At 74.0% G+C, this 26,359-nt stretch carries 25 protein-coding genes; 13 read left to right on the top strand and 12 right to left on the bottom strand.

Going from position 1 to position 26,359, the window contains the following annotated elements; genetic code table 11:
- Positions 1-2: 2 nt before the first annotated feature.
- The 4 genes from QUV83_RS03645 to QUV83_RS03630 all read right to left on the bottom strand — a co-directional run bounded on the left by QUV83_RS03645 (position 3) and on the right by QUV83_RS03630 (position 4,235).
- Positions 3-1,016 (bottom strand): AAA family ATPase, encoded by a 1,014-nt coding sequence (locus QUV83_RS03645; RefSeq protein WP_436231879.1) that lies wholly within the window; start codon positions 1,014-1,016, stop codon positions 3-5.
- Between the two features lie 74 nt (positions 1,017-1,090).
- Entirely contained in the window at positions 1,091-2,281 is a 1,191-nt protein-coding gene (locus QUV83_RS03640) for a DUF4350 domain-containing protein (protein ID WP_289562730.1), read from the bottom strand.
- On the bottom strand, positions 2,278-2,955 hold the full coding sequence (locus QUV83_RS03635) for a DUF4129 domain-containing protein (RefSeq protein WP_289562727.1): 678 nt from the start codon (positions 2,953-2,955) through the stop codon (positions 2,278-2,280). The genes QUV83_RS03640 and QUV83_RS03635 overlap by 4 nt, the downstream gene beginning before the upstream one ends.
- Positions 2,952-4,235: a glycerophosphoryl diester phosphodiesterase membrane domain-containing protein gene (locus QUV83_RS03630; protein WP_289562725.1), complete on the bottom strand. Its 1,284-nt coding sequence runs from the start codon at positions 4,233-4,235 to the stop codon at positions 2,952-2,954. The genes QUV83_RS03635 and QUV83_RS03630 overlap by 4 nt, the downstream gene beginning before the upstream one ends.
- Before the next feature lie 214 nt (positions 4,236-4,449).
- Here QUV83_RS03630 and mtrA point away from each other — a divergent pair, with 214 nt between their 5' ends.
- The 8 genes from mtrA (at position 4,450) to secA (ending at position 15,669) form a co-directional block, all read left to right on the top strand.
- On the top strand, positions 4,450-5,133 hold the full coding sequence (gene mtrA / locus QUV83_RS03625) for an MtrAB system response regulator MtrA (protein ID WP_289562723.1): 684 nt from the start codon (positions 4,450-4,452) through the stop codon (positions 5,131-5,133).
- Between the two features lie 32 nt (positions 5,134-5,165).
- Positions 5,166-6,866, top strand: coding sequence for an MtrAB system histidine kinase MtrB (gene mtrB, locus QUV83_RS03620; protein ID WP_289562721.1), 1,701 nt, complete (start codon positions 5,166-5,168; stop codon positions 6,864-6,866).
- Positions 6,863-8,575, top strand: a complete 1,713-nt coding sequence (locus tag QUV83_RS03615; RefSeq protein WP_289562718.1) for an LpqB family beta-propeller domain-containing protein — start codon at positions 6,863-6,865, stop codon at positions 8,573-8,575. The genes mtrB and QUV83_RS03615 overlap by 4 nt, the downstream gene beginning before the upstream one ends.
- 115 nt (positions 8,576-8,690) lie before the next feature.
- The gene (locus tag QUV83_RS03610) at positions 8,691-9,527 is read left to right on the top strand and encodes a ComF family protein (protein WP_289562716.1); all 837 of its coding nucleotides are present in this window, start codon (positions 8,691-8,693) and stop codon (positions 9,525-9,527) included.
- A gap of 188 nt (positions 9,528-9,715) precedes the next feature.
- Positions 9,716-10,384 (top strand): ribosome hibernation-promoting factor, HPF/YfiA family, encoded by a 669-nt coding sequence (hpf, locus tag QUV83_RS03605; protein WP_289562714.1) that lies wholly within the window; start codon positions 9,716-9,718, stop codon positions 10,382-10,384.
- A gap of 151 nt (positions 10,385-10,535) precedes the next feature.
- The gene (locus QUV83_RS03600) at positions 10,536-11,873 is read left to right on the top strand and encodes a winged helix-turn-helix domain-containing protein (RefSeq protein WP_436231872.1); all 1,338 of its coding nucleotides are present in this window, start codon (positions 10,536-10,538) and stop codon (positions 11,871-11,873) included.
- A 3-nt stretch (positions 11,874-11,876) separates the two neighbouring features.
- Positions 11,877-12,785 (top strand): EamA family transporter, encoded by a 909-nt coding sequence (locus tag QUV83_RS03595; protein WP_289562712.1) that lies wholly within the window; start codon positions 11,877-11,879, stop codon positions 12,783-12,785.
- Between the two features lie 100 nt (positions 12,786-12,885).
- Positions 12,886-15,669 (top strand): preprotein translocase subunit SecA, encoded by a 2,784-nt coding sequence (gene secA / locus QUV83_RS03590; protein ID WP_289562710.1) that lies wholly within the window; start codon positions 12,886-12,888, stop codon positions 15,667-15,669.
- An 80-nt stretch (positions 15,670-15,749) separates the two neighbouring features.
- Here secA and QUV83_RS03585 read toward each other — a convergent pair whose 3' ends face one another.
- Together QUV83_RS03585 and QUV83_RS03580 are read right to left on the bottom strand one after the other, a co-directional pair.
- Positions 15,750-16,178: an Rv3235 family protein gene (locus QUV83_RS03585; protein ID WP_289562708.1), complete on the bottom strand. Its 429-nt coding sequence runs from the start codon at positions 16,176-16,178 to the stop codon at positions 15,750-15,752.
- Positions 16,179-16,459: 281 nt separating this feature from the next.
- On the bottom strand, positions 16,460-17,287 hold the full coding sequence (locus QUV83_RS03580; protein WP_289562705.1) for a LysM peptidoglycan-binding domain-containing protein: 828 nt from the start codon (positions 17,285-17,287) through the stop codon (positions 16,460-16,462).
- 137 nt (positions 17,288-17,424) lie between these two features.
- Between QUV83_RS03580 and QUV83_RS03575 the strand changes: the two genes are divergently transcribed.
- Entirely contained in the window at positions 17,425-17,955 is a 531-nt protein-coding gene (locus QUV83_RS03575) for a hypothetical protein (RefSeq protein ID WP_289562703.1), read from the top strand.
- A 24-nt stretch (positions 17,956-17,979) separates the two neighbouring features.
- On the opposite strand, the gene QUV83_RS03570 is transcribed toward QUV83_RS03575, so the two are convergent.
- The gene (locus QUV83_RS03570) at positions 17,980-18,210 is read right to left on the bottom strand and encodes a helix-turn-helix domain-containing protein (protein WP_289562702.1); all 231 of its coding nucleotides are present in this window, start codon (positions 18,208-18,210) and stop codon (positions 17,980-17,982) included.
- 188 nt (positions 18,211-18,398) lie between these two features.
- Between QUV83_RS03570 and QUV83_RS03565 the strand changes: the two genes are divergently transcribed.
- From QUV83_RS03565 to QUV83_RS03555, 3 genes are all read left to right on the top strand, one after another.
- Positions 18,399-19,070, top strand: coding sequence for a hypothetical protein (locus tag QUV83_RS03565; protein WP_289562700.1), 672 nt, complete (start codon positions 18,399-18,401; stop codon positions 19,068-19,070).
- A 62-nt stretch (positions 19,071-19,132) separates the two neighbouring features.
- Entirely contained in the window at positions 19,133-20,437 is a 1,305-nt protein-coding gene (locus QUV83_RS03560; protein WP_289562699.1) for an AAA family ATPase, read from the top strand.
- 26 nt (positions 20,438-20,463) lie between these two features.
- Entirely contained in the window at positions 20,464-20,931 is a 468-nt protein-coding gene (locus QUV83_RS03555; RefSeq protein WP_289562697.1) for a DUF6912 family protein, read from the top strand.
- 29 nt (positions 20,932-20,960) lie between these two features.
- On the opposite strand, the gene QUV83_RS03550 is transcribed toward QUV83_RS03555, so the two are convergent.
- The 5 genes from QUV83_RS03550 to QUV83_RS03530 all read right to left on the bottom strand — a co-directional run bounded on the left by QUV83_RS03550 (position 20,961) and on the right by QUV83_RS03530 (position 25,517).
- Complete coding sequence (locus QUV83_RS03550) at positions 20,961-21,758, bottom strand: inositol monophosphatase family protein (RefSeq protein ID WP_289562695.1); 798 nt, start codon at positions 21,756-21,758, stop codon at positions 20,961-20,963.
- A gap of 67 nt (positions 21,759-21,825) precedes the next feature.
- Positions 21,826-22,917: a ribosome small subunit-dependent GTPase A gene (gene rsgA, locus QUV83_RS03545; protein ID WP_289562693.1), complete on the bottom strand. Its 1,092-nt coding sequence runs from the start codon at positions 22,915-22,917 to the stop codon at positions 21,826-21,828.
- Between the two features lie 37 nt (positions 22,918-22,954).
- Positions 22,955-24,262, bottom strand: a complete 1,308-nt coding sequence (gene aroA / locus QUV83_RS03540; RefSeq protein ID WP_289562691.1) for a 3-phosphoshikimate 1-carboxyvinyltransferase — start codon at positions 24,260-24,262, stop codon at positions 22,955-22,957.
- Between the two features lie 89 nt (positions 24,263-24,351).
- Positions 24,352-24,942, bottom strand: a complete 591-nt coding sequence (locus tag QUV83_RS03535; RefSeq protein WP_289562689.1) for a DoxX family protein — start codon at positions 24,940-24,942, stop codon at positions 24,352-24,354.
- A gap of 41 nt (positions 24,943-24,983) precedes the next feature.
- On the bottom strand, positions 24,984-25,517 hold the full coding sequence (locus tag QUV83_RS03530) for a ferritin (RefSeq protein ID WP_289562687.1): 534 nt from the start codon (positions 25,515-25,517) through the stop codon (positions 24,984-24,986).
- A 127-nt stretch (positions 25,518-25,644) separates the two neighbouring features.
- Here QUV83_RS03530 and QUV83_RS03525 point away from each other — a divergent pair, with 127 nt between their 5' ends.
- Complete coding sequence (locus QUV83_RS03525; RefSeq protein ID WP_436231878.1) at positions 25,645-26,328, top strand: sigma-70 family RNA polymerase sigma factor; 684 nt, start codon at positions 25,645-25,647, stop codon at positions 26,326-26,328.
- The last annotated feature ends 31 nt before the right edge of the window (positions 26,329-26,359 follow it).

The following is a 26,359-nucleotide window of genomic DNA, read 5'->3' as shown; positions in this document are numbered from 1 at the left end:
CGTCAGCGGGGGACGGGCACGGAGGCCAGCACGGTGTCGAGCACGCTCTCCGTGGTGACGCCCTCGAGCTCCGCCTCCGCGCGCAGCTGCACGCGGTGCCGCAGGGTCGGGTGGGCCAGCGCCTTGACGTCGTCGGGGGTGACGTACGGGCGGCCGGACATCCACGCCCACGCGCGGGACGTGGCGAGCAGCGCGGTGGCGCCTCGGGGAGACACCCCGAGGGACAGCGACGGCGACTGGCGCGTCGCGCGGCAGAGGTCCACCACGTAGCCGAGCACCTCGGGGGCGACCTGCACGCGGGCGACCTCGGCACGGGCCTGGGCCAGCGCCCCGGCGCCCGCGACCGGCCGCACGCCCGCCGCCCGCAGGTCCCGCGGGTCGAAGCCCGCGGCGTGCCGGGCCAGCACCTCGACCTCGTGGGCCCGCTCGGGCAGCGGCAGGTTCAGCTTGAGCAGGAACCGGTCGAGCTGGGCCTCGGGCAGCGGGTACGTGCCCTCGTACTCCACCGGGTTCTGCGTCGCGATCACCATGAACGGGTCGGGGAGCGGGCGGGCCAGCCCGTCGACGGACACCTGGCGCTCCTCCATCGCCTCCAGCAGGGAGGCCTGCGTCTTCGGGGGCGTCCGGTTGATCTCGTCGGCGAGGAGCAGGTTGGTGAAGACCGGGCCCTCGCGGAAGGAGAACTCGGCGGTGCGCGCGTCGTACACGAGCGAGCCGGTGATGTCGCCAGGCATCAGGTCCGGGGTGAACTGCACGCGCTTGGTGTCTAGGTCGAGCGCGGCGGACAGCGTCCGCACCAGCAGCGTCTTCGCGACGCCGGGCACGCCCTCGAGCAGCACATGGCCCCGGCACAGCAGCGCGATGACCAGCCCGGTGACCGCGGCGTCCTGGCCGACGACGGCCTTGCCGACCTCGGCTCGCACGGCGCCGAGCGTCTCGCGCAGGGCGGCGGACGGCGCGTCGTGAGCGACGGGGGCCGGCGCGGTCGCGGGCGCCCCGGGAATGGGCGCGGGGATGGGGGCGGCCGAGTGGAGACCCGGTGCGGGCGATCCCTCGGGGGTCGGCCACCCGCCGTTCGTGTGTGCCTCGGTCACGTTCGGTGAACCTCGCTCTCCAGCTCGTCCAGCCTGCGGGCCAGCAGCGCCAGCCCGGTGTCGTCGGTCGGCGGCGGCCCGTACAGCAGCCCCGCCACGTCGTCATTCGCTCGCCCGGTGGCCCGGGCCAATGCGTCGATCACCACGGGCGCGGGCGCCGATCGGGGGAGCCCGAGCTGCGCGGCCGTGCGAGTCGCCACTCCGGCGCGGAGCGCGGCGGCCGCATGGCCGTACGAACGGGAGCGACGGTACAGGCGGCCCCGTCCACGCGTCGCCTCGCCCGAGCGCACCGTCACCGGCAGCGGCTCGACCACCACCCGGCCGAGCCTCCGCGCGCGCCACACCCCGGCGACGGCGGCCACCAGCAGGAGCTGCAGGGCGACGGGTCCCGCCCAGGGCGGCAGCATGTCGCGCAAGGCCGGACCGGAGGCCTCGCCGGAGTCAGCGAGCGAGGGCACGTACCAGACCAGGTGGTCGTGGCGGCCCAGCATGCGCAGCGCGAGCGCGGCGTTGCCCTCGGCCGTGATGGCGTCGTTGGTCAGCGGCGTCCCGTCGGAGATCGCCGTGACGCGGCGCTCGCCCTCGACGACCAGGTAGGCGCCGCCGCCGGACTCGCCGCCAGGAGCCGGGAAGCACGTGGTGGCGTCGTCGTCGAGGGCGATGAACCCGCTGCCGCTGACGGTCACCGTCCCCGCGGCGCGCGCGTCCGGGTCGGCGCACTCGGCGGTGCGGACCTGTGAGGGCGCGTACTCCGGCGTGGTGTCGGCCGCGGACGTGACGAAGGGGAGCAGCCAGACCGGCTCGACCAGCACGAGGTCGGCCTCGGACGCGGCGATCTGGCCCGCCTGCTCGTCGGAGAGCATCGCGTCGCTCGTGACGAGCAGGGTGGACCCCGCGCCGGCCGCCTCGAGCGCTGCTGCGGAGGAGCGGACGTAGGTGATCTCGACGCCCTGGTCCCGGAGCACCTCGGCGAGGGCGCGGGAGCCGAGCGCGGACGGGTTGTCAGGCGCCAGCGCCACCGTCGACGTGCGTGGCGCCGGCAGCGCGGCGAGCAGGCCGACCAGCAGCACGAGGCCCACGATGGCCAGCGGCCAGCGGGCCCGGCGCCAGCGGCTCCCCGCGCGGGATCGGCTGGTGGTGCCGTCGCCGATGACGGGCGCGGGGGAGAGGTCGGAGGTCACGGTCACAGCGACCACCCCGTGGGCTCGGCGGCAGCGGCGGCGGTGGGGTCGAGGGGGCGCTCGGCCGCGACCTTCGCGTCGACGGCCCGCAGCCACACGTCATCCTGCTCGCTGCCGTGCACGCCGCCGTAGACGACGTCGTCGAAGAGCCGGCCGGCAGTGCGCAGGTCCTCTGCGCGGGCGGGCAGCCTGCGGACGGCCACCGCGACGACCTCGTGCGCGGTGCGCCCGGGCCGCTCGTCCAGCAGCGCCCGCTCCTCGAGGGCGCGGACGATCGCGCGGAACCGGTCGGCGACGGCGGCGTCCCAGGCGCCCCGCGCGGCGGCGGCATCGGCCGCGGCGCGCAGCTCGGCGGCGCTCCGGCCCTCGTCGTCCGCGAGCACCGCCCGGGGGGCGGAGCCGTGCCGCGCGCGGCGCACCGGGCCCGCGATCCACAGGGCCACCGCGGTCACCACGATGAGCACCGCCACCACGATCAACACCGCTGTGCGCGGCGGCAGGGAGAGCTGCGGAGCGTCCCCGAACAGCTCGCCGAGCCAGTCGAGGATGCGCTGCAGGAGGCTCGGGCCGCTGTGGTACACCGGGTCCGTCAGCTCCTGCTCGAGCAAGGCCCGCGCCTCATCGGCGCCCGGGTCCACCGGGACGTCGGACAGGCGCGGGCCGTGGAGCGCGAAGGTCATGCGGGGTTCTGGTCGGCGGCTCGGGCGAGCTCGACGTCGAGCCCCTCACGGCGCATGCGGACGTCGATGTACAGCAGCGCGACCACCGCGGCGGAGAAGACGGTGGTGACCGTGTACGAGATCACGTCGGCGACCGAGCTGAGCACGATCCCGCCGAACGAGAGCATGAGCGGGTCGTCCAGGAACACCGTGGAGATGATCGTGATCGGCACGGCGATGATCCCGACCACCACGGTCATGACGATCTGCACCAGCACGTAGATGCCGAACAGGCGCCAGAAGCTCCCGCGTGTGAGCTTCCACCCGCGGCGGACCGTGGCCCAGAACGTGCCGCCCTCGAGCATCAGCGCCGGGGCGACGAGGAGCATCCGCACGGAGAGCCAGACGGTGGCGGCGAGCATCAGCAGGCTGCCGAGGATCGCGGCGATCCCGACGATCACCCACTGCTCGTTGGTGGCGGCGAGCACGATGCCCACCACCACGACGGCGTAGCCCGCCACGAGCACGGCCAGGTAGAGCAGCGTGATGCCCAGCACCCACCACACGCGCCGCTTGGAGGCGCGGACCACCTCGCCCAGCGTCACCGTCTGCCCGATGACGGAGCGGCTCACCGACACGATGAGCAGGCCGGTGAGGACCGTCGTGGCGACCAGCAGCAACGGCAGGCTGAACAGGGCGCCGAGCGTCATGCCCATCTGCTGGTCGATCCCCAGGTCTCCGCTGGGGTCCGCCGTCGCGGAGAAGTCCGAGAGCGCGCCGGACAGCAGGCCGCCGATGTACCACTCGAGCACACCCTCGATGGCGACGACGATGGTGACGACCATGACCGCGAGCCCGAACATCACCCTCGGGTTGGCGCGGATCGAGCGGAAGGCGCCGTCGAGGATCTCCCCGACGCCGAGGGGGCGCAGCGGGATGATGCCCGGCTGCAGCGCCGGCGGGCGCCAGCCACCCGGTCCGTACGGCGCCGGCGCGCCGGGCTGTCCATACGCCGGCTGTCCGTACGCCGGCTGTCCGTAGGCGGGCTGCCCGTACGCGGGCTGTCCGTACGCGGGATCGCCGTAGGCCGGCTGCTGCCAGCCGGGGGCCTGCTGCCAGCCGGTGGGCTGCGGCCCGTGCCCGGGAGCCTGGGAGCCTGGCTGCCCCGGCGCCGGGCCCCAACCGGAGGGCGCGGCCGGCGCTGGCGGGACCGGCGGCGTGGGCTGAGCGGGCTGCTGTCCGTCGGGAGCTCCCGGAGCCTGACCCGAGGGCCGGGACGCGTCCTCGTGCGGCGTGGTCATCGACTCGTGCTCCCTGGTGCGCGGGCGGCGGCGGCTGAGCGCTCATCGTGCCATGTCAGGCGATCGTGATGGGGCAATGTCGACGCGCCGTGGGCCGCCCGGGCGCACTGCGGGCGGCGCGTCGACGGGCCTGGCCGCGCCGCGGCCGGGACGCGACCGGGTGATCTGTTCGGATATGGCGCTGCCTGCTGATACTCGGTGCGATCATGGGCCCATGAAGGGTCGCGTCCTTGTGGTCGACGATGATGTCGCGTTGGCGGAGATGATCGGCATCGTGCTGCGCTCGGAGGGTTTCGACCCCGTGTTCTGCGCCGATGGGGACGATGCCATCGGCGTGTTCCGGGCGTCCCAACCCGACTTGGTGCTGCTCGACCTGATGCTGCCCGGCAAGGACGGCACAGAGGTGTGCCGCCAGATCCGGGCCGAGTCGGGCGTGCCGATCGTCATGCTGACCGCGAAGGCCGACACGGTGGACGTCGTGCTCGGGCTCGAGTCCGGCGCCGACGACTACATCTCGAAGCCGTTCAAGCCCAAGGAGCTCATCGCCCGGGTGCGCGCCCGGCTGCGGCGCAGCGACGAGCCGGTCCCCGAGCACCTCGGCATCGGCGACCTGACCATCGACGTCACCGGGCACCGCGTGTCGCGTGACGGGACGCCGATCTCGCTCACCCCGCTCGAGTTCGACCTGCTGGTCGCCCTCGCGCGCAAGCCGTGGCAGGTCTTCACCCGCGAGGTGCTGCTCGAGCGCGTCTGGGGCTACCGGCACGCGGCCGACACGCGCCTGGTGAACGTCCACGTGCAGCGGCTGCGGTCCAAGATCGAGGCGGACCCCGAGCGACCTGAGATAGTCGTGACGGTGCGCGGCGTCGGCTACAAGGCCGGAGCCCCCGCGCTCTGAGCCGGGTCACCTCGCAGGACGGACACCACCGGATGGGACGTGCGAGACGCGCGTGGCGGCTCACCCGCCTGCGCGCCATCGGCGCTGGGCGCGCGCTGTCCCACGCCTGGCGGTCGTCGCTGCAGGTGCGCGTCGTCACCTCCACGCTCGCGATCGGCCTGGTGGCGTTGGCGCTCGTCGGCGTGACGCTCTCCCAGCAGATGCGCGACGGCTTGTTCACCGAGCGGGTGGAGCTCGTCCTCGATGAGAGCGCCCGCTCCGCCCAGCAGGCCCAGGAGACGTTCGACGCGTCCACCGCCGCGTCCGTCACCGAGGCCCAACGGCTGCTCAACGACGTGATGCGGGCCCTGCGCTCGGGCGGCTCCGGAGAGCGCGAGGTGCTGCTCTGGCAGGCGCCGGGCCAGGCGATGCTGGTGAACTCGGCCGTCTCGAACCCGGCGTTGTCCGAGTTGGTCAGCGACGACCTGCGCCGGGCCACCGTCGAGGGCTCCGGCCAGCGGTGGCAGTCCGTGGGCTGGCCGGCCTCGGGCGTCGGGGGGCAGGCCGCCGAGCAGGGCGTCGTCCCCGCCGTGATGGTGGGCCAGACGGTGACAGTGCCGCGGGCTGGCACCTTCGAGCTCTACTTCCTGTACAACCTGCAGCCCGAGCAGGAGCGGCTGGAGTTCCTACAGCGCATGCTGTCCATTGGCGCGGCGGCGTTGGTGGTGCTGCTCGGCACCATGACGTGGCTCGTGACGCGCCAGGTGGTCCGGCCGGTGCGGGCGGCGGCGCAGGCGGCCGAGCGCATCGCCGACGGGCACCTGGACGAGCGGATGCCGGTGCGCGGCGTCGACGAGCTGGCGACGCTGGGCCGCTCCTTCAACGAGATGGCGCAGGGCCTGCAGGAGCAGATCGGCCGGATGGAGGAGCTCGGGACGCTGCAGCGCCGTTTCGTCTCCGACGTGTCCCATGAGCTGCGCACGCCGTTGACGACCATCCGGATGGCGGGCGAGGTGCTGCACGGCGCACGCCACGACTTCGAGCCGTCGATCAAGCGCTCCGCCGAGCTGATGCAGACCCAGCTCGACAGGTTCGAGGACCTGCTGGCCGACCTGCTGGAGATCAGCAGGTTCGACGCGGGCGCCGCGACCCTCGACGCGGAGGACCGTGACGTGCGGGAGGTGGTGGGCGCCGCCGCCGACCACGCGTTCCCGCTCGCCGAGCACCGCGGCGTCTGGCTCAGCGTCGCGCTGCCGGATGCCCGCTGCTCGGCGGACATCGACCCCCGCCGAGTGGAGCGCATCCTGCGCAACCTCCTGGACAACGCGATCGAGCATGCCGACGGCAGCACGGTGGCGGTGACCCTCGCCGCCGACGCGCAGGCCATCGCCGTCACCGTCCGCGACCACGGTGTGGGGATGACCGAGGAGGCCGCCGCGCACGTCTTCGACAGGTTCTGGCGTGCGGACCCGGCACGTGCGCGCACCACGGGCGGCACCGGGCTCGGGCTGGCGATCTCGCTTGAGGACGCGCACCTGCACGGCGGCTGGCTCGAGGCGTGGGGCCGTCCGGGCGGCGGAGCCTGCTTCCGGTTGACCCTGCCGCGCCGTGCGGGCATCCGCCTGCAGGGCTCGCCGCTGCCCCTCGTCCCCGTCGAGGACCCGGAGCCGCCCACGGCGCCCGAGCGCCAGTCGCTCGACCCGGCGGCGCTCCCCGAGCTCGACGACGAGCTGGACCACCAGGAGGTGCGATGACCCGGCGCCCGATCCGCGCGCTCCGTGGCGGCGCCGTGGCGCTGGCCGTGGCCGTCGCGCTGACGGCCTGCGTCTCAATCCCCACCCGCGGTCCCGTCGGCGAGGGCGTCGTGGAGGTCAACGAGCCCGCCCCGGTGACCCTTCTCGGCTACTCGCCGGAGCAGGACGCCTCGCCCATGGAGATCGTCCAGGGCTTCCTCAACGCCAACGCCGCGGGGTACAGCCGCGAGACCACCGCCGACGTCAGCACGACGTTCTCCGTGGCCCGCGAGTACCTGTCAGGCGAGGTGCGCTCGACCTGGAACCCGAACGAGCAGGTGATCGTCTACCCCACGGCCAGCAGCCCCGAGGTCACGCTGCTGACGGAGACCCAGGTGCAGGTGAAGGTGGGCGTGGCGGCCCGCATCGACGCGAGCGGCGTCTACGAGGAGAGCGCCCCCGGATCGCTCCAGCCCTTGGTCTTCGACCTGGTCAAGGACAGCGGCGGGCAGTGGCGGATCTCCCGGCTGGACAACGGCGTGGTGCTGTCGGAGCCGAACTTCGAGCTCGTCTTCCGCCAGGCGACGATCTACTTCCTGTCCGCGGACAACTCGCACCTGGTGCCGGAGACCCGCTGGTTCCCGGTGCGGAACCTCGCCACGTCGCTGGTCCGCGCGCTCATGGAGGGCCCGTCGCCGTGGCTGCGCGACGCGGTCCGCACGGCGGTTCCGGACGGCGTCCAACTCGAGACGGGCGTGGTGCTCGTGGACGCGGACGGCACCGCGGAGGTGTCGCTGTCGGGGGCCGCGCTCGGCGACGCGGAGGATCGCGCGCGGATGCTCGCCCAGCTCGAGGCCACCCTGGACATCGCCCGGGTGAACTCGGTGGAGGTCCTCGCCGGCGGGGTGCCGCTCGCGTGGGAGCCCGCGCGGCTGGTCCGTGGCTCGTTGCCGAGCGACGCGGCGCTGGAGGTGGTCCAGGACGACACGCTCATGGCGCTCGGCCGGGGGGAGTTGGCCCCGGTGGCCGGTGTGGGACCGCTGACAGGGCTGGACGTCACCGCCACCGCCCGCAACGAGGCCGGCAGCGTGCGCGTGGTCCTGTCCGGGGGCGGCACGCTGGTGCGCGCGGCCTCGGGCGGAGGCGACGAGCAACTGCTCGAGGCCGCGGCGTTGGCCCCGCCGTCGGTGGACCGGCTGGGCTGGGTGTGGACCGCGTCGGCGGGGCCCGAGGGCCCGGTGATCACTGCGGTCCGGGCCGGCGGCGCCCAGCAGGTGGTGCGCGCCGACTGGCTCGCGGGCCGCACTGTGCATGAGGTGCGGGTCGCGCGGGACGGCACGCGGGTCGCCGTGTTGTCGACGGACGCGAGCGGGTTCAGCCTCGACGTCGCCGGTGTGGTGCGCGACCAGGAGGGCACCCCGCTGCAGCTCGGGGAGCCGATCGCCACGGGCGCCACCCTGACCGAGGCGTCGCGCGTGGTGTGGGTCGACGAGTCGACGTTGGGGGTGCTGGGCAAGACCGCCGCCGCGACGGCGACCACTGTGTACCTGGTGCCGCTGGCCGGGCAGACGCGCGCGCTGCCGGCTCTCGAGGGGATCGTCGCGCTCGCGGGCGGCAAGGGGGAGCGGGCGTTGTACGTGACGACGTCGGAGGGCGAGTTGTACGTCCGGTCGGGGCCGGGCTGGGCGTTCGTCGCCGATGGGGTGCGCGCTCCGTCGTTCCCGGGCTGAGCCAGGATCCGGCCCGGCGCCTCGCCCACCCCCAGCCCGGCTGCCGAGGCGGCCCGTCCACGAGTGTGAGCGGCCCGCCGGGCCCATGGCGTGCGCCGGTGGAACGGTGCCCGCCATGACCGAGACCTTCCCCGAACGGGGCCGATCCACCATCGCCGCACCCGCCGCCCCGGCACTGTCGAGCGCCCAACGGGCCTCCCGCGTCGGACGAGGGCTCTGCCGCGCCGTCCTCGGCGTCGGGCGGCTCGTGCTCCCGGTGGACTGCGCGGGCTGCGGGGCGCCCGACGTGCCGCTGTGCCCCGCATGCGCCGCGCCGCTCCGAGCCCCGCCCCGACGGCGCGAGGACGCGGCGCCCCGGCTCGACACCATGGACGGCCGCATGCCACTGCCCGTCTGGGCGCCCGCGCAGTATGTCGGGCCCGTGCGGGAGATCGTCGTGTCGTGGAAGGACCGGGGCCGCGCCGACCTCGGCCGTCATCTGGCAGACGCGATCGCGGCCGCGGCCCGGCAGGTGGCGCCCGCGTTGGAGGCCTGGGACCAGTCGACGCCCCTGCTCGTGGTCCCGGCGCCCTCGTCGGCCACCGCGCGCTGGCGACGGGGCGAGGACCTCGTGGGCCGGCTCGGCGCAGTGACAGCCCAGGCACTGGAGCCCAGGCTGCCGGGCACGCGCTCCACCCGCGCGCTGCGGCGGCGGTGGGGCGGCCACGACCAGGTCGGGCTCGGAGCCCGCTCACGCGGCGCGAACCTCGCCGGCCAGGTCGCGGTGCGCCGCGCGGCGCGCTTGCAGGTGGGAGGCCAGCCGGTGCTGCTCGTCGACGACGTGCTGACGACCGGGGCGACCCTCGCCGCCTGCGAGCGCGCGTTGTCCGCCGCGGGGGCCGTCGTGGTCGGCGCACTGGTGCTCGCGGCCACGCCACCACCCGGTCGGCGCAGTGGCGGAACTGGAACCTGAGGCCTCGTCGGGATAGCGTTGACCTCAGAACCGACAGGTCGGGGCGAGGTCGCTCCGATGCCCTGTTCGGTCCCGGGCGCAGGTCAGGCCACGGGAGGAGGTGGTGCCGCACGATCGCCCCATCGGGGCGTCTTGGTACGTCACCGGGCGGTGTTCCCCCCGCCCCTGGTCCCTCCCTGGAGGTCTTCATGGAGATCGTGGTCGTTGGTCGTCACACCGAGGTGCTGGAGAAGTTCCGCCGGCATGCCACGGACAAGCTGACGAAGCTGGCCCAGCTCGCTCCCCGTGCTCAGCGCATCGACGTGGTCGTCACGCACGAACGCAACCCGCGACAGGCAGGCAGCTGCGAGCGGGTCGAGCTGACGGTCGTGGACAAGGGCCCGGTGATTCGCGCGGAGGCATGCGCGGACGACCGCTTCGCAGCGCTGGACCTCGCCATCGCGAAGCTGCAGGAACGGCTGCGTCGCTCGCGCGACCGCCGCAAGGACCACCACAACAGGACCCTGATCCCGCCGAGCGAGGTGCCCGTCGACGTGCGGCCGCCGAGTGAGGACGACCTGGAGCCCGCGCCCGCCACGGCCGTGGCGCCGGGCGACGTCGTGGAGATGACTCTCGGCGACTCCCCGGTGGTGATCCGCGAGAAGGTCCACTCGGCCCACCCCATGACGATTGATGACGCGCTCTACGAGATGGAGCTGGTGGGGCACGACTTCTACCTGTTCATCGACGCGGAGACCGCTCAGCCCGCCGTCGCCTACCGCCGTCACGGCTGGAGCTACGGCGTGATCAAGCTGGACACGCCGGTGCGCACGAACGGCAACGGCGAACTGGCCGAACGGCAGACGGCCAAGGTGTAGCAGCCGACCGAGCGGTCCTCCTGGACGGCTCGATCACCTGACGACAGGCCCCGGGGGCATCGCCCGCGGGGCCTGTCCGCGCGTGCGGGCCGGGAGCTTCACGCCGGGATTGCCCACGCCAGATGTCACCGCTCGACGGCAGGATGGCCCGGTGGCCTCACTCCCGCTCACCCAGCCTTCCGCCGACGCCTCCCGGCAGGGCTCCGGCCGGGTCGCGCCGGCGCCGCGAGACTCGCTCTCCGCGTCCCAGGCGCGTCGCGTCGCGCTGCGGGCCCAGGGGCTCGACCGGGGCCGCCCGGAGCGGACGGGGCCGGTCACGATGCGCCAGTACCTGCAGGTGGTCAACCGGCTGGGCCTCCTGCAGATCGACTCGGTGAACGTGTTGGCCCGCGCGCACCTGATGCCCGTCTTCTCCCGGCTCGGGCCCTACGACCCGGCGCTCCTCGACCGCGCCGCTGGCCGGGCTCCGCGCCGTCTCGTGGAGACGTGGGCGCATGAGGCGTCGTTCGTGCCACCCGAGACGTACCGGATGCTCGGCTGGCGCAGGCGCGCGTACCGGACCTCCGCCTGGGGGACGATCCGCGACGTGCCGATCGCGCATGCGGCGGAGGTCGCGGAGATCCGCGGGCTCGTCGCCGCGCACGGCCCCGTCACCGCGAGCCAGATCCAGGCCTACTTCGAGGCCGAGCATCCCCGCACCCGCACCGAGTGGGGATGGAACTGGACTGTCGCCAAACGCGTGCTCGAGTACTTGTTCTTCACCGGCGAGGTCGCCGCCGCCCGTCGCAACGCCCAGTTCGAGCGCTGCTACGACCTGGCCGAGCGGGTGCTGCCCGCGGCGGTGCTGGCGAGTCCCGAGCCCTCGGACGACGAGGCGCTCCGCGGGCTCGTCGAGATCGGGGCGCGGGCGCATGGCATCGGGTCCGCGAAATGCCTGCTCGACTACTTCCGGCTGCGCGGGCCCGCGGCGACGCGCGCACTGGACGAGCTCGTGGAGGACGGCGTCCTGCTGCCCGTGCGTGTCGAGGGCTGGGGTCGGGCGGTCTACCTGCACCGGGACGCGACGGTGCCACGGCAGTCCGCGGCCCGCACGCTGTTGAGCCCGTTCGACCCGCTGGTGTTCGAGCGGCGGCGGCTCGAGGAGCTCTTCGGCCTGCGCTACCGCATCGAGATCTACGTCCCCGAGCACAAGCGCGTGCACGGCTACTACGTGCTGCCGTTCCTGCTGGGGGAGCACCTGGTCGCACTGGTGGACCTCAAGGCCGACCGCCGTGCCGGCGTGCTCCGCGTGCACGCCGCGCATCGGACCCCGGGGGCGCCGGGCGGGGAGGGCGCTGACGTCGCCGCCGCGCTGGCCACCGAGTTGCGCGTCCTCGCCGGCTGGTTGGGCTTGTCCGATGTGCAGGTCGGCGGGGCGGGGTCCGGGGCGTCCGGCGAGCTCGCCGCCGCGCTGGCCGATGCCCTCTCCGGCGTCACGACAGGACTGTGAGAGATGGCCGCCGAGGGGGTCGACGCGCGCGTCGCGTTGACCCGATCAGGTGACTTCGCGCTGGTGGCCCTGGGCGCCGTGCTGTGGGGGGCGGGCGGCCTCGCGGGCGCCGAGCTCGGCGCGGTGGCGGGGATGTCGGCGACTGCCGTCGCGGCATGCCGACTGCTGTCCGGCGGCCTCCTGCTGCTCGGCATCGTCGCGGTGTCCGGCCGGCTCGACCAGGTGCCGCGCACCCGTGCCGCGGCGGGCAGGGTGGCCGCGACGGCGGCGCTCGCGGCCCTCTACCAGGCGTGCTTCTTCGGCGCGGTCGCCAGCGCGGGTGTCGCGACTGCGACCCTTGTCGCGCTCGGGTCCGCGCCGGTGATGGTGGCGGCCGGGGTCGCGCTGCGGAGCCGCCGGGCGCCGTCGGGGCAGGTGCTGGCCGCCCTCCTGCTGGCGCTTGGCGGCCTCGGCCTACTCGTCGGGGCGCCGGCGTCCGGGGACGCGGGCGGCGCCGGCGTGCTCCTGGCGCTCGGCTCGGGGGCCGGGTTCGCCGCGATGACGCAGCTCAACACCCGCCCGGTCCCTGGGCTGGGCGCGCTGCCGCTCGTGGGCCTCGCGTTCGTCTGCGGCGGCCTGCTGCTCACGGCCGCGGTGCTGGTGGTGGGGGCCGGGCCCTTGCTGCCCCGGGAATCCGGCGGCTGGGCGTTGGTGCTCTTCCTTGGAGCGGTGCCCACCGCGGCGGCCTACGCCGCGTACTTCCGCGGTCTGCGCACCGTGCCAGGGACCACCGCGGCGCTGCTCGCGCTGCTCGAGCCCCTCGCCGCCACCGTCGGCGCGGTGCTCCTGCGGGACGAGCGGTTGGGCGTGGCGGGGGTGCTGGGCGCCCTCCTGCTGCTGCTCGCGGTGGTCGTTCTTCGACCGAGGCCATAACCCTCGCCTACGATGGTCAGCGCCCCGGCCGTGCGGTCGGGTCCGCCCAGACCGCTCCGACGCCCCGGCGTGCGGAGCGCGAACACGTGGGGAGTGACGCGTGCCTGCGATTCTCGACAAGGTCCTGCGCTTCGGCGAGGGCCGGATCGTCAAGAAGTTGTCCGGAATCGCGCAGCAGGTGAACGCCCTGGAGGACAGTTTCCAGACGCTCTCCGACGCGGAGCTGCGTGAGGAGACGGACCGCTTCAAGGCGCGTCTGGCCGACGGCGAGACCGTCGACGACCTGCTGCCCGAGGCGTTCGCCGCCGTCCGCGAGGCGTCTCGGCGCACGCTGGGCCAGCGGCACTTCGACGTCCAGCTCATGGGCGGCGCCGCGCTGCACCTCGGCAACATCGCCGAGATGAAGACCGGTGAGGGCAAGACCCTCGTCGCCACCGCCCCCGCGTACTTGAACGCGCTCACGGGCAAGGGCGTGCACGTCGTCACGGTCAACGACTACCTCGCCGAGTACCAGGCCGAGCTCATGGGCCGCGTGTACCGGTTCCTGGGGCTGACGTCGGGCGTGATCCTGTCGAACCAGCGCCCGGCCGAGCGTCGCGCCCAGTACGCGGCGGACATCACGTACGGCACGAACAACGAGTTCGGCTTCGACTACCTGCGCGACAACATGGCGTGGACCACCGACGAGCTCGTGCAGCGCGGCCACCACTTCGCGATCGTCGACGAGGTCGACTCGATCCTCATCGACGAGGCGCGGACCCCGCTGATCATCTCGGGCCCCTCGTCGGGCGACGCGAACCGCTGGTACGCCGAGTTCGCCAAGGTGGCCCGCCGCCTGCAGGCCGAGCGCGACTACGAGGTCGACGAGAAGAAGCGCACTGTCGGCGTGCTCGAGCCCGGCATCGCGCGGGTCGAGGACTACCTCGGCATCGACAACCTGTACGAGTCGCTCAACACGCCGCTGATCGGGTTCCTCAACAACGCGATCAAGGCCAAGGAGCTGTTCAAGCGCGACAAGGACTACGTCGTGATGAACGGCGAGGTCCTCATCGTCGACGAGCACACGGGCCGCATCCTGCCCGGCCGCCGCTACAACGAGGGCATGCACCAGGCCATCGAGGCGAAGGAGGGCGTGGCCATCAAGGCCGAGAACCAGACCCTCGCCACGATCACGCTGCAGAACTACTTCCGCTTGTACGACAAGCTCGCGGGCATGACCGGCACCGCCGAGACCGAGGCGGCCGAGTTCCAGGGCACCTACAAGCTGGGCGTCGTCCCCATCCCCACCAACCGCCCGATGCTGCGCATCGACCAGGGCGACCTCGTCTACAAGGCCGAGGAAGGCAAGTTCGACGCGGTCGTCGCCGACATCGTCGAGCGGCACGCCAAGGGCCAGCCGGTGCTGGTGGGCACCACCAGCGTCGAGAAGAGCGAGCTGCTCTCCGCCAAGCTGAAGAAGCAGGGCGTCCCGCACGAGGTGCTCAACGCCAAGCAGCACGCGCGTGAGGCGTCGATCGTCGCGCAGGCGGGCCGCAAGGGCGCCGTCACCGTCGCGACGAACATGGCCGGCCGTGGCACCGACATCATGCTGGGCGGCAACGCCGAGTTCATGGCCGTGGCCGACCTCGCCGCGCGCGGGCTGGACCCGGCGGAGAACCCGGAGGAGTACGAGGCAGCCTGGCCCGACGCCCTCGCGAAGGCGACTGAGGCCGTGGCGGCGGAGCACGACGAGGTCGTCGAGCTCGGCGGGCTGTACGTGCTCGGCACTGAGCGGCACGAGTCCCGCCGCATCGACAACCAGCTCCGTGGCCGCTCCGGCCGTCAGGGCGACCCGGGCGAGTCCCGGTTCTACCTGTCGCTGCAGGACGACCTGATGCGCCTGTTCAACTCGCAGATGGCCGAGTCGATGATGACGCGCGCCGGTTTCCCGGATGACATGCCGCTCGAGTCGAAGATCGTGACGCGCGGCATCCAGAGCGCCCAGTCGCAGGTCGAGGGCCGCAACTTCGAGATCCGCAAGAACGTCCTGAAGTACGACGACGTCCTCTCGCGCCAGCGCACGGTGATCTACGACGAGCGCCGCCGCGTGCTCGAGGGTGAGAACCTGCAGGAGCAGGTCGGCCACTTCCTCACCGACGTCATCACGGACTACGTGGCCGCCGCGACGGCCGAGGGCCGCCCGGAGGACTGGGACCTCGACGCGCTGTGGACCGCCATCCGCGGCATCTACCCCATCACGATCACCCCCGAGGAGGTCGTCGAGCAGGCTGGCGCCCCCACGCGGCTGTCGGTGGAGCTGCTCCAGACCGAGATCCTGTCGGACGCGCGGATCGCGTACGCCGAGCGCGAGGCGACCATCGGCTCGGAGAACATGCGCCAGCTCGAGCGCCGCGTGGTGCTGTCCGTGCTGGACCGCAAGTGGCGTGAGCACCTCTACGAGATGGACTACCTCAAGGAGGGCATCGGGCTGCGCGCGATGGCCCAGCGCGACCCGCTCATCGAGTACCAGCGCGAGGGCTTCCAGCTCTTCAGCGCCATGACCGAGTCCATCAAGGAGGAGTCGGTCCAGTACCTGTTCAACCTCGAGGTCAAGGTCGCGGAGCCCGGTGAGGGCGAGGCGGCCGAGGGCGCCGCCCCGGTGACCGCCGAGTCGGCTGCCCAGGCGGCGCTCGGCGCCGGCGCGGCGGCCGCAGGGCCCCGTCCGGGCGCCCTTGTCGCCAAGGGCATCGACGGCCCGGAGCAGCGGGCGCCGCTGCAGTACTCCGCGCCGAGTGACGACGGCACGGCCGGTGTCGTGACGCGCTCCGAGGGCGGCGACGTTCGGCCCGAGTCCGGCGGCGCGAACCGTCAGGAGCGCCGCAAGGCGGCCAAGCGCAAGCGTTGACGCATGAGGAGAGGCCGGGTCGGTGGAAGCCGACCCGGCCTCTCGTCATGTGCCGGACGTGGCTGTTGGGGGTCAGGCCGTCAGCCGATCTCCAGGGCGACGGCCCGCCAGGCGCCCCGGCGCTCCTCGACCCGGATGGCCACGGCGCGCACGCGTGAGCCGTCCTGCACGACGATGCTCGCCTCCGCCACCCGCCGGCCGAGCCGGCAGACCCGCGCTCTGCGCACCTCCGGCCGCTGTGCTGGCCGGTCGGCGCCTAATGCGCGCTCGGTGACTGCCGCGCGGGCGGCGAGCTGCTCGTAGAGCTCCGGGGTCACCCAGCGTGCGAGCTGCTGGAGGGAGCGTGCGCCGGTCAACGACTCCAGTGCGACGAGCACGATCGAGCAGCACACGGAGGTCGGCTCGGGCAGGGCGTCCTCACGCGGCTCGTCAGGCGCGGCCTGGGGTGTGGCCCGGAGCGCGTTGCGGCGCCGTTCGAGGGCGCGCTCCTCGAGCGTGGGCGGGCGCACCGGGCCGGGTCCGCTCGCCGCACGCGGGCGGCTTCCCGGTGACAGGTGGGGGATGAGCCGGACGTGGACCGCGGGCTGGGCTGCCCGCCGGGTCGCGGCGCTCGGCGGTGGCGGGGCCGGAATCTGCTCAGCTGCCATAGCAGGGGGAGTCGGCGGGGTCGCGGGGGAGGATGCGCGCCGTGCCTCGGGGACCGGTGCGGAGGTCGTCGGCGGGGTGGCCGCCGTCGGTCGGAGGTGCGCCAGGGCGGCCTCGGCGCCGGTCAGCGGAGGCGCTGTGGCGGTCATGACGCGCTCCCGTCCGCCGACGGAACGTCCAGGGGCGCCACGTCGTGCGCAAGCGTCGGCACGTCGAGCGTCTGACCAGGGTGGATCACGTCGGGGTCCGCGCCGATGGCCGCGGCGTTCGCCTCATGCCAGCGCGGCCAGGCGGCGGCGATCTCCGCGGTGCTGGCCTCGGGCCCGAGATGCTCGGCGGCGAGCTTCCAGAGGCTGTCGCCAGGCGCCACGACGACCTGTGCCACTGTCGGCTCGCCGACGTCGGCCGGTGCCGGCGAGGGCTGCGCCGGGGGCGTCTGCGTGGACGCGCTCACCGTGATCGCCGTGGCGCCGGACGTTGCGTCGGGAGCCGTGTCGACGCCAGCCACCGGGGCGGGTGGCGTCGTCGGGACCGCCTCGACGTGCGCGCCGGCGCTGGTGGTCGTGGTGGGCGCCCAGCCCAGGTCGGCGTCGGCCGCATGCGCCACACCGCCGAGGGAGATCCCGAGACCTGCGCCGACGGCCAGCACCAGCGTGCGCCGCACCAGGGCGGGGGCGCAGCGGTGGACGAGCCGCTCGCCCGCAGCCCATCCGCCGCCGAGCACGCGGGCCGCCGCGCAGGCTGTCGCGACGAGCAGCGAGAGGGTCAGCCACGCGGTGAGGGCTGCGCCGATCCCGACAATGCCGATCTCCACGGCCTGGTCGATCCGCAGCGTCGAGAGGTCGACGGTGGCGACCCTCCGGAGCCGCACGGCCAACAGCAGGGTGAGGGCGGCGCTGGCCGCGAGCCCCACGGGCAGCGCCAGCAGCCTCAGGATGCGGGGGGCGCCGGGCGGGCGGTCGAGCGCTGTCATGCGTTCACCCTCGTTTCATGCAGTTTGATGACGTTTGGTGTTGCTTGCGCCCCTAGGTCTACTGCATCGGAGCCGCAAGATCCAGACATCGCGCCGGAAGTGGACAACTCGACACGATCCGCCCTTACGGTGTCCAGATGCGTTGGGAAGCCCTGTTCGCCGACCTCGAGGCCCAGTTCGCCGCCCAGAGCGCCGCAGAGCTCGACGCGCAGGTCGCCGAGCTGACCCGGGCGGAACGGGCGACTGTCGTGATCAGCGACCGCCTGCGCGACGCCCTCGGCGCCCATCTGTCAGTGCGCCTGCGCGGCGGGACGGTCGCCGAGGGGCGCGTCCTCGACGCGGCCCCGCAGTGGCTGCTCCTCGGGGCGCATGGCCGGCAGGCGCTCATCCCGCTGGCGGCTGTCGTCGTGGTCGCGGGACTCACCCGGTCCGTGGCGCCGGGGCCCGGTGTGGTGGAGGGGCGGCTCACGCTGGGGCACGCGTTGCGGGCGCTCGCGCGCGACCGTGTGCTCGTTCAGGTGGAGGTGGACGGCGCCGAGCTCACGGGGCGCATCGAACGCGTGGGCGCCGACCACCTCGACCTCTCCGTCGGGCATGGCGAGGTGGCCCGACGCGGTGGGCTTGTCGCCGTGCCGTTCGCGGCCCTCTGCGCCGTGCGGTCGCGGTGAGCCGCTGAGCGCGGGGTGTCGGCCTCAGTGCGGGATGTCGACCTGCTGGCCCGCGTCCGTCTCGATGCGCGCGCGCGTCTGCGCGTACATGCGCTCGATGTACCGCTCGAGCTCCTGCGCCTCGACGCGCCACTGCAGGCGGCCGCCGATCTGGATCGCGGGGAGCTCGCCCGAGCGCACCAGGGCGTACGCCTGGGCTGCTGAGATGTTCAGCACCTCGGTCACGTCGGCGAGCGTGAGGAACCTGGGAGCCATGTTCGCAGTGTGGCACGCACGCGCACGCGGGAGCCGTTGTGCACAAGGCTGTGACGGGGATGTCCTCTTCCTGCCCGCTTGTCGGCATGATGGGCATCGCGACGAGCCCAGCAGAGCGGATGGATGCTCCGCTCAACGTCGCACCGAAGACAGCCAGCAGAGGAAGACAGCCAGCAGAGGGAGTCGGGATGGACACGTCTGTGCTTGAGCTGCCGGCGCCGCCGGTGAGCCGGTTGCGCAGGCCCGGCTGGCGCGACCCGCGCCTGCTCGCCGGCCTCGCGATGGTGGCAGGCTCGGTGGCCCTGGGCTCCTGGGTGGTGCAGGACGCCCAGCGCACCGTGGACGTCTACGTCGCGCGCGGCACGATCACCCCCGGCAGCGAGCTGGCCGCCGACGGCCTCGGAGTCGCCCAGGTGCGCCTCGGCCCCGGCGAGCTGGACCGGTACCTCACCGTCGCGGACGGGGTCCCGGACCGCGCGGTGGCCGTGCGGGTCGTGGAGGCCGGCGAGATCCTCCCGCGCTCCGCCGTGGGCGCCGCGGGCGACCTGGACGTGCGCCCGCTCGCCGTCCCCGTGGACCAGCGGCTGTCACAGGACGTGGTGGCAGGTTCCCAGGTCGACCTGTGGGAGGTGCCGGAGCCCGTCCGCCAGGCTGATGGCGCCACAGCGCCGGCCCTGCCGAAGCCGTTGGCCGAGGGGCTGGTGGTGGCCGAGGTCACGCGACCCGACGGGGCGTTCACCACAGGCGGGTCCAGCGTGGTGCAGGTCCTCGTCCCCCAGGACGAGCTGCCGGCGGTGCTCGCCGCCGTGACGGGCGCGGGCACGGTGCAGATCATGCACGTCCCCGGGACCGGGGGCTGACGGTGGCGGTCGGCGTGCTCTGCGCGGTCCGGGGGAGCGCGGAGTCACAGATCGTGCAGGCGATGGAGGCCGCCGGGGGGAGGCTGAGCGTCACGCGGCGCTGCGCGGACCTCGCCGAGCTGCTGGCAGCGGCGGAGGCGGGTCTGGGCCGCGTCGCCGTCGTCTCAGCAGACTTGCCGCAGCTCGACCGCGAGGCGGTCGCGACCCTGCACCGGTGCGGCGTGCGCGTCGTGGGCGTCGCGGACGCGGGCTCGCGGTGGGCGGCGGAGCGGATCACCGCTTTTGGGGTGGGGCTGGTGGTCGACACCCCCGAGGACGCCGCGGGCGCCGCCGCGCTGGTGCGCGACGTGGTGGCCGTCCTCGAGTCGCCCCTCGCCGCAGTGGGCGCCGAACGGCCTGGAGGCCATGCCGCGTCAGCAGCCCCGTTCGCGTCCGCAGGGCTGGAGGGCGCTGCCGCTGGTGCGGCCACCCCCGCGCGGGAGCCTGGCCGCCTCATCGCCGTCTGGGGGGCCACCGGGGCGCCTGGTCGCACCACAGTCGCGATGAACCTCGCCGCCGAGCTCGCCGTGCTGGGCCGGACGGCGCTGCTGGTCGACGCGGACACCTATGGCGGGACTGTGTCACAGGCCGTCGGGCTGCTCGACGAGGCGCCAGGGCTCGCGGCGGCGGCGCGGGCCGCCGGCCAGGGCGTGCTCGACGTCCAGGCGCTGGCCCGGCTCTCTCCGCTGCTGGCCCCAGGGCTGCGGGTGCTGTCCGGCATCTCGCGCGCCGACCGGTGGCCCGAGTTGCCCGGGACGTCGCTCGACGTGGTGTGGACCGTCGCACGCGCGCTGACCGACTGGACAGTCGTCGATTGCGGGTTCTGCGTGGAGCAGGACGAGGTGCTCAGCTATGACACCCGCGCGCCACGGCGCAACGCGGCGACGCTGTCCGCGCTGCACGACGCGGACGAGGTCGTGGTGGTCGGCGGCGCCGACCCCATCGGGGTGCAGCGACTCGTCCGCGCACTGGCGGAGTTGACTGAGTTGGGCGCGACCGGGCGGCGCACCGTCGTCGTCAACCGCGTGCGGCCCGGCGTCGCGGGGCCACGGCCGGGGGAGGCCATCGCCGAGGCCCTCGCCCGGTACGCGGGCATCGTCGACCCGCACCTGGTCCCGGACGACCCGTCGGCGCTGGACGCGGCGCTGCTCGACGCGCGGCTCCTGCACGAGATCGTGCCCGGCTCGGCGGTGCGGCGGGCGCTCACCGGGCTGGCCGGGCGCGTCTCGGGCGGCCCGCGCAAGGCGTCTCAGTCCGGCTCGCAGGAGCAGACAGTGACGAACGAGATCGACGCGGTCGCGGTCGCGGCGCGCCTCGCGAAGGCCTGAGCCGCGCCGCCGGGCACACTAGGGGGGTGCGTATCTACCTCCCAGCGACCCTCGACGAGCTTGACGACCCCGCAGACGGCGGGCAGCCCGTGCTGGGGGCGCGGCGTGTGCACGCGGTGACGCCCGCGCTGCGCGCCGCGCTGCCCGAGGAGGACGAGGAGGAGCTCGAGTACGCCGCGCAGCTCGCCGCGGCGGATGACGCGCTGCTGCTCGTCGCCGGACGTCCGCACGCCCCGCAGTTTCGCCTCGTGCTCTCCGCCGATGTGCCCGATGCCGATGTCTCGCCGGTGGGCGACGACGGCGTGGCGCCGAGCCTCGTGGAGCTGCGTTCGCCGGTCCCGCTGGCGGCGGTCGCCTGCGGGCATGTGGACGAGCCCGACGCCGCCGCCGACCTGGCCCTCGCCGTCACCGGTGACGAGGGCGCCATCGAGCGCCTCGCCGAGCGTGACCTGCTCTGGTACGACGTGACCGAGCTCGGCGGCATCCCGCGCTGAGCCCCCACGCTCTCGCGCGGAGCAGCGCGTCAGCCCCGCGGGCTCAGCGCGTCGAGCGCCGCGTCGTGCAGCAGCCCGTTCGACACGAGCGCGGAGCCGCCGAACGGGCCCGGCACACCGTCGATCGACGTGAACCGGCCACCCGCCTCGGTGATGATCGGCACCAGGGCCGCCATGTCGTGCAGGGCGAGCTCCGGCTCGGCGGAGAAGTCCACGGCGCCCTCGCCGACGAGCACATGCGACCAGAAGTCCCCGTAGGCGCGGGTGCGCCACACGGTGCGGGTCAGGTCGAGGAAGCTGTCGAGCCGGCCCTGCTCCTCCCAGCCGCTGAGGCTGGAGTAGGAGAACGACGCGTCCTTGAGCTCGCTCACGGCGGAGACCCGCATCCGGGTGGCGGAGGCCAGTGAGCGGCCCGTCCAGGCGCCGGAGTCCTTCGCGGCCCACCAGCGGCGGCCGAGGGCGGGTGCGCTGACCACGCCGATCACGACCTCGTCGTTGTCGATCAGCGCGATGAGGGTCGCCCACACGGGCACGCCGCGGACGAAGTTCTTGGTGCCGTCGATCGGGTCGACCACCCAGCGCCGCGGCCCGTGGCCGGTGTCGGGCATCTCCTCGCCGTGCACGGCGTCGCGTGACCGGGCCCGGCTGAGCTGCGTGCGGATGACCTCTTCCGCGGTGCGGTCGGCGTCGGACACCGGGGTCAGGTCGGGCTTGGTGTCCACGCGCAGGTCCAGCGCCTTGAAACGGGACATCGTCACGGAGTCGACCTGGTCGGCCATCACGTGCGCGAGGCGCAGGTCGTCGTCGTACCCGGGGCGCAGGCTCATGGGCACACCGTAGCGGGGCGCGGGCCGCTACCGGCCTCGGATCGCACCAGCGAGACGGCGCCCGCGCTCACGGGGCCGAGCCCGAGGTGTCGCTGTCGGCGCCGCGGGTGTCGGCGTCGAGGGTGCCCGTGCGGCTCGCGAGGAGCCGCCGGAACGAGCCGAGACGGGCGGCGCGGGCGGCCCGCACAGTGTCGTCGGGGGCCGCCGCGACCCACTCGTCGAGGGCGCAGTCGGGCGCGTCGGCGGTGTGCGTGCAGCCCCGCGGGCACTCCTGCGCGACCTCGGACAGGTCGGCGAAGGCGCGCAGCAGGTTCTCGGGGGTGACGTGCGCCAGCCCGAAGGAGCGGACGCCGGGCGTGTCGATGACCCACGTGGCCGGCGTCCCGGCCGGCTCGGGGACCCGCAGGGCGACGGCGGACGTCGAGGTGTGGCGGCCCCGGCCGGTCACGTCGTTGACGACGCCGACGGCCCGGTACGCGTCCGGCACCAGCGCGTTGACGAGCGTCGACTTGCCGACGCCCGAGTGCCCGACGAGCACCGAGGTGCGCCCGGCGAGCGCCTCGCGGAGCAGGTCGAGCCCATGGATGTCGCCGTCGGAGCGGCTGGTGACGACCACCTTGACCCCGATGGGCTCGTACATCGCGACGAGCTCGGCCGAGTCGGCGAGGTCGGCTTTGGTGAGCGCGAGCAGCGCGTCCATGCCGGCGTCGTACGCGGCGGCGACGCAGCGGTCGATCATGCGGGTGCGGGGCTCGGGGTCGGCGAGCGCCGTGACGATCACGAGCTGGTCGGCGTTCGCGACGATGACCCGCTCCACGGGGTCGGTGTCGTCGGCGGTGCGGCGCAGCACCGTGGTGCGCTCGGTGATCCGGACGATGCGGGCCAGCGACCCGTCGGCGCCCGACGTGTCGCCCACCAGGTCGACGCGGTCGCCCGGGACCACGCGGTCGCGGCCGAGCTCACGGGCCTTCATCGCGATGGCCCGGCGCTCCTGCGGGGAGCCCGCGTCCACCAGCACGGTGTACCGGCCGCGGTCGACCCCGGTGACGAGGGCCGACTCGGCGTCGGCGTGCTCCGGGCGCGTCTTGGTGCGCGGCCGGGAGCCCCGGCGTCCGGGGCGGATGCGGACATCGGACTCGTCGAGCGGCCGGCGTGCCACGCTCAGCGGCCTCCACAGGGAGGGGTCGAGGCTGCGCTCATGCGAGCATCCCGTCCCACATCCCGACGAAGTCGGGCAGTGTCTTCGAGGTGGTGGCGACGTCCTGCACGCGCACGCCGGGGACAGCGAGGCCGAGCAGGGCGCCAGCGGTGGCCATGCGGTGATCGGCGTAGGTCTGCACCGTGCCGCTGTGCAGGGGACGCGGGGTGATGTCCAGGCCGTCCTCGGTCTCCTCGACCTGGCCGCCGAGCCGGTTGACCTCCGTGGTCAGCGCCGCCAGCCGGTTCGTCTCGTGGCCGCGCAGGTGCGCGATGCCCCGCAGCCGGGTCGGCGAGTCAGCGAGGGCGGCGAGCGCGGCGATGGTCGGCGCGATCTCCCCGGCGGCGTGCAGGTCGAGGTCGACACCGCGCACGGCGCCTGTGCCGCGCACCGTCAGGACGTCGCCGTCCAGGCTGGTCTGCGCGCCCATCTGCTCGAGGATGCCGGGCAGCAGCCCGCCGGGCTGCGTGGTCGAGGCGGGCCAGCCGGGCACCCGCACGACGCCGCCGGCGACGAGCGCCGCGCACAGGAACGGCGCCGCGTTCGACAGGTCGGGCTCGACGCGCACATCCCGCGCTGCGATGGGCCCGGGCTCGACGCGCCACACGGCGGGCGTCGAGTCGTCGACGGTGGCCCCGGCGTCGCGGAGCAGCGCGACGGTCATCTCGATGTGCGGCACGCTCGGCAGCGTGGCCCCGATGTGCCGCAGGGTCAGCCCGCGCTGGAATCGCGCGCCAGCGAGCAGCAGCCCGGAGACGAACTGGCTCGACCCGGAGGCGTCGACCTCCACGTAGCCGCCCTGCACGGCGCCCTCGCCCACCACGGTGAACGGCAGACAGCCGGGGGCGCCGTGGTCGTCCACGCGCACCCCGAGCGCCCGCAGGGCGTCGAGCACCGGCGCCATGGGACGCATGCGGGCGCCCGCGTCGCCGTCGAACCGCACCGGGCCGCTCGCGAGCGCGGCGATCGGCGGGACGAAGCGCATCACGGTCCCGGCCAGGCCGCACTCGACGTCGGTGGACCCGCTGAGCTGGGCGGGGTCGACGGCCCAGTCCTGGCCGTCGTCCTCGATGCGCACGCCGAGGGCGCGCAGCGCCTGGGCCATCAGCAGCGTGTCGCGCGAGCGCAGGGCGCCGCGCAGCCGGCCAGGGCCGTCGGCCAGCGCAGCGAGCACGAGGTACCGGTTGGTGAGCGACTTCGAGCCGGGCACCTCGACGGTCGCGTCGAGGGGACCGGAGGCGGTGGGCGCGTCCCACGCGTCGTCGACGGGGTCGGCGGCGGGCGCAAGATCGTGCGAGGCAGTCATGCGCCCAGGCTATCTGGCCCGCCGTCGAACGGGCCCGGGCGTCCGGCGTGCGACGACGAGGGCCGCACGCCGGGCGCTGTGCGGAAGGCTCAGTGCGGCAGCGAGCGGGCCGCGTCCTTCGCGGTGGTCGTGACGGTGCGGACCGCCGCCGCGGCATGCTCTTTCGCCGAGCCCGCGACGTCGGCGGCTGCCGCGACCCTGCGCTCGCGCGCCTGCCCGACCCGCCAGGCGATGCCCGGGCGCCCCTCGTGGTCGATCCCGACGAGCAGCGCGCCACCGGTGAACGCGAGCGATCGGATGAGCCGGCGGCGCCGCTCCCGCCGCTCGTCGGCGCTCACCGGCTCGCGCTTCTTGTCGGGCAGGTTCGCCACCACGAGGGGGGCGGTGAGCCCCGCGAGGACGAGGGCCGCAGTACGCGGCGCCTTGCCTGCGGCGAGCGCCACGCCCGCGACCGCCGTCGCGACGCCGTGGGCCTGCACCAGCGTGGTGATCTGCCGGTGGCTGGGCTCGCGCAGCGCGTCGAGGGACCCGCCGAGGGCGCCCCTCGGCACGCGGCCTATCGCCGAGGCGAGGGCCCCGGCGGCGACGGCCGTGTGCGCGGAGGGGTGGCGGACCGCGTCCAGCCCCTCGCTGACGAACCACGTGGCGAACATCGGGCGGGCGACCTTGCGGAGCAGCATCGGGTCCTCCTGTCGGTGGGGCGGGTGTGGGGTGCTGCCGGCTAGATGGCGCCGCCGGCCGCCGCGGGCGCGTCGGCGGACTCGCCGCCGTCGCCGATCTGCTCGCGCGCGACGTAGTTCTCCAGGTCGAAGAGGTTCTCCCCGGCGCGCTCGGCGACGGTGCGCAGCGTCGACGCGGAGGCGACCTCCTCGACCTGCTCCTTGAGGAACCACAGCAGGAACTGCTCGCCGAGGGCGTCGCCCTCTTCGCGCGCCGCCCGGAAGATGGCCTCGATCTGCGCGGTGACCTGCTTCTCCTGGGCCAGTGCGAGCGTGATGGGCTCGAGCACGGAGTCGAAGTCGTTGCGGACAGCGCTCCCGGCGGGGATCGCGACGGGCAGGTCCCGGTCGAGCAGGTACTGCACGATCATCATCGCGTGGTTGCGCTCCTCGAGCGCCTGTCGGTAGTAGTGGCGCGCGAGCTGGGGCAGGTCCTGCCCGTCGAACCACACGGCGATGGCCACGTACTGCTGATGGGCGTCGAACTCGTGCCCGATCTGGTCACGGAGCAACTTCACGAAGGTCGAGTCAGTCATGCCTGCACGCTAGTCGGACGGGCGTCCCAGCGCCCTCGGGAATCCCCGTGCACGTCGGCGTGTTGTGCCCGACATGAGTTGCGCCCTCGCCACCAGGCCACCCGAGACGAGCGTCCCCCAGGGGGAGATGGCGCTCATGGAGGCTGCGCGCCCGTCTCAGCGGGCGGGGCTAGGCTCGGACGTGATGAGCGAAGACACCCACCGGGCGCCCGACGCCGAGGGCGACGCGGCCCGCAACGCGCGTTTCGAGACGGATGCGCTGGTCTACCTGGACCAGCTCTACGGCGCTGCCCTGCGGATGACGCGCAACCCCTCCGACGCGGAGGACCTGGTGCAGGAGACCTTCGCGAAGGCGTTCGCCGCGTTCCACCAGTACCGCCCCGGCACGAACCTCAAGGCGTGGCTGTACCGGATCCTCACGAACACGTTCATCAACACCTACCGCAAGAAGCAGCGCGAGCCCTTGCAGTCGGCGTCTGAGGACGTGGAGGACTGGCAGATCCACCGGGCCGCGTCGCACACGTCGACGGGGCTGCGCTCGGCTGAGGCGGAGGCGTTGGACCGCCTGCCGGACTCGGATGTGAAGGACGCGCTGGCGCGGCTGCCGGAGGACTTCCGGATCGCCGTGTACCTGGCCGACGTCGAGGGCTTCGCCTACAAGGAGATCGCCGAGATCATGGGCACGCCGATCGGGACGGTGATGTCCCGGCTGCATCGTGGCCGAGCCCAGTTGCGTGACCTGCTGGCCGACTACGCCCGCGGTCGGGGTCTTGTCGGCGCGTCGTCCACGGGACCGAAGGGGACGCGATGAGCGTGTGGGAGCCATCATCGTCGGAGCCGGT

This window comes from Cellulomonas cellasea (assembly GCF_030372105.1).
In the GTDB taxonomy this organism is placed as follows: Bacteria; Actinomycetota; Actinomycetes; order Actinomycetales; family Cellulomonadaceae; genus Cellulomonas_A; species Cellulomonas_A cellasea_A.
The sequence above is the reverse complement of the archived record's forward strand: the minus strand, read 5'-3'. Positions and strand labels throughout refer to the sequence as shown.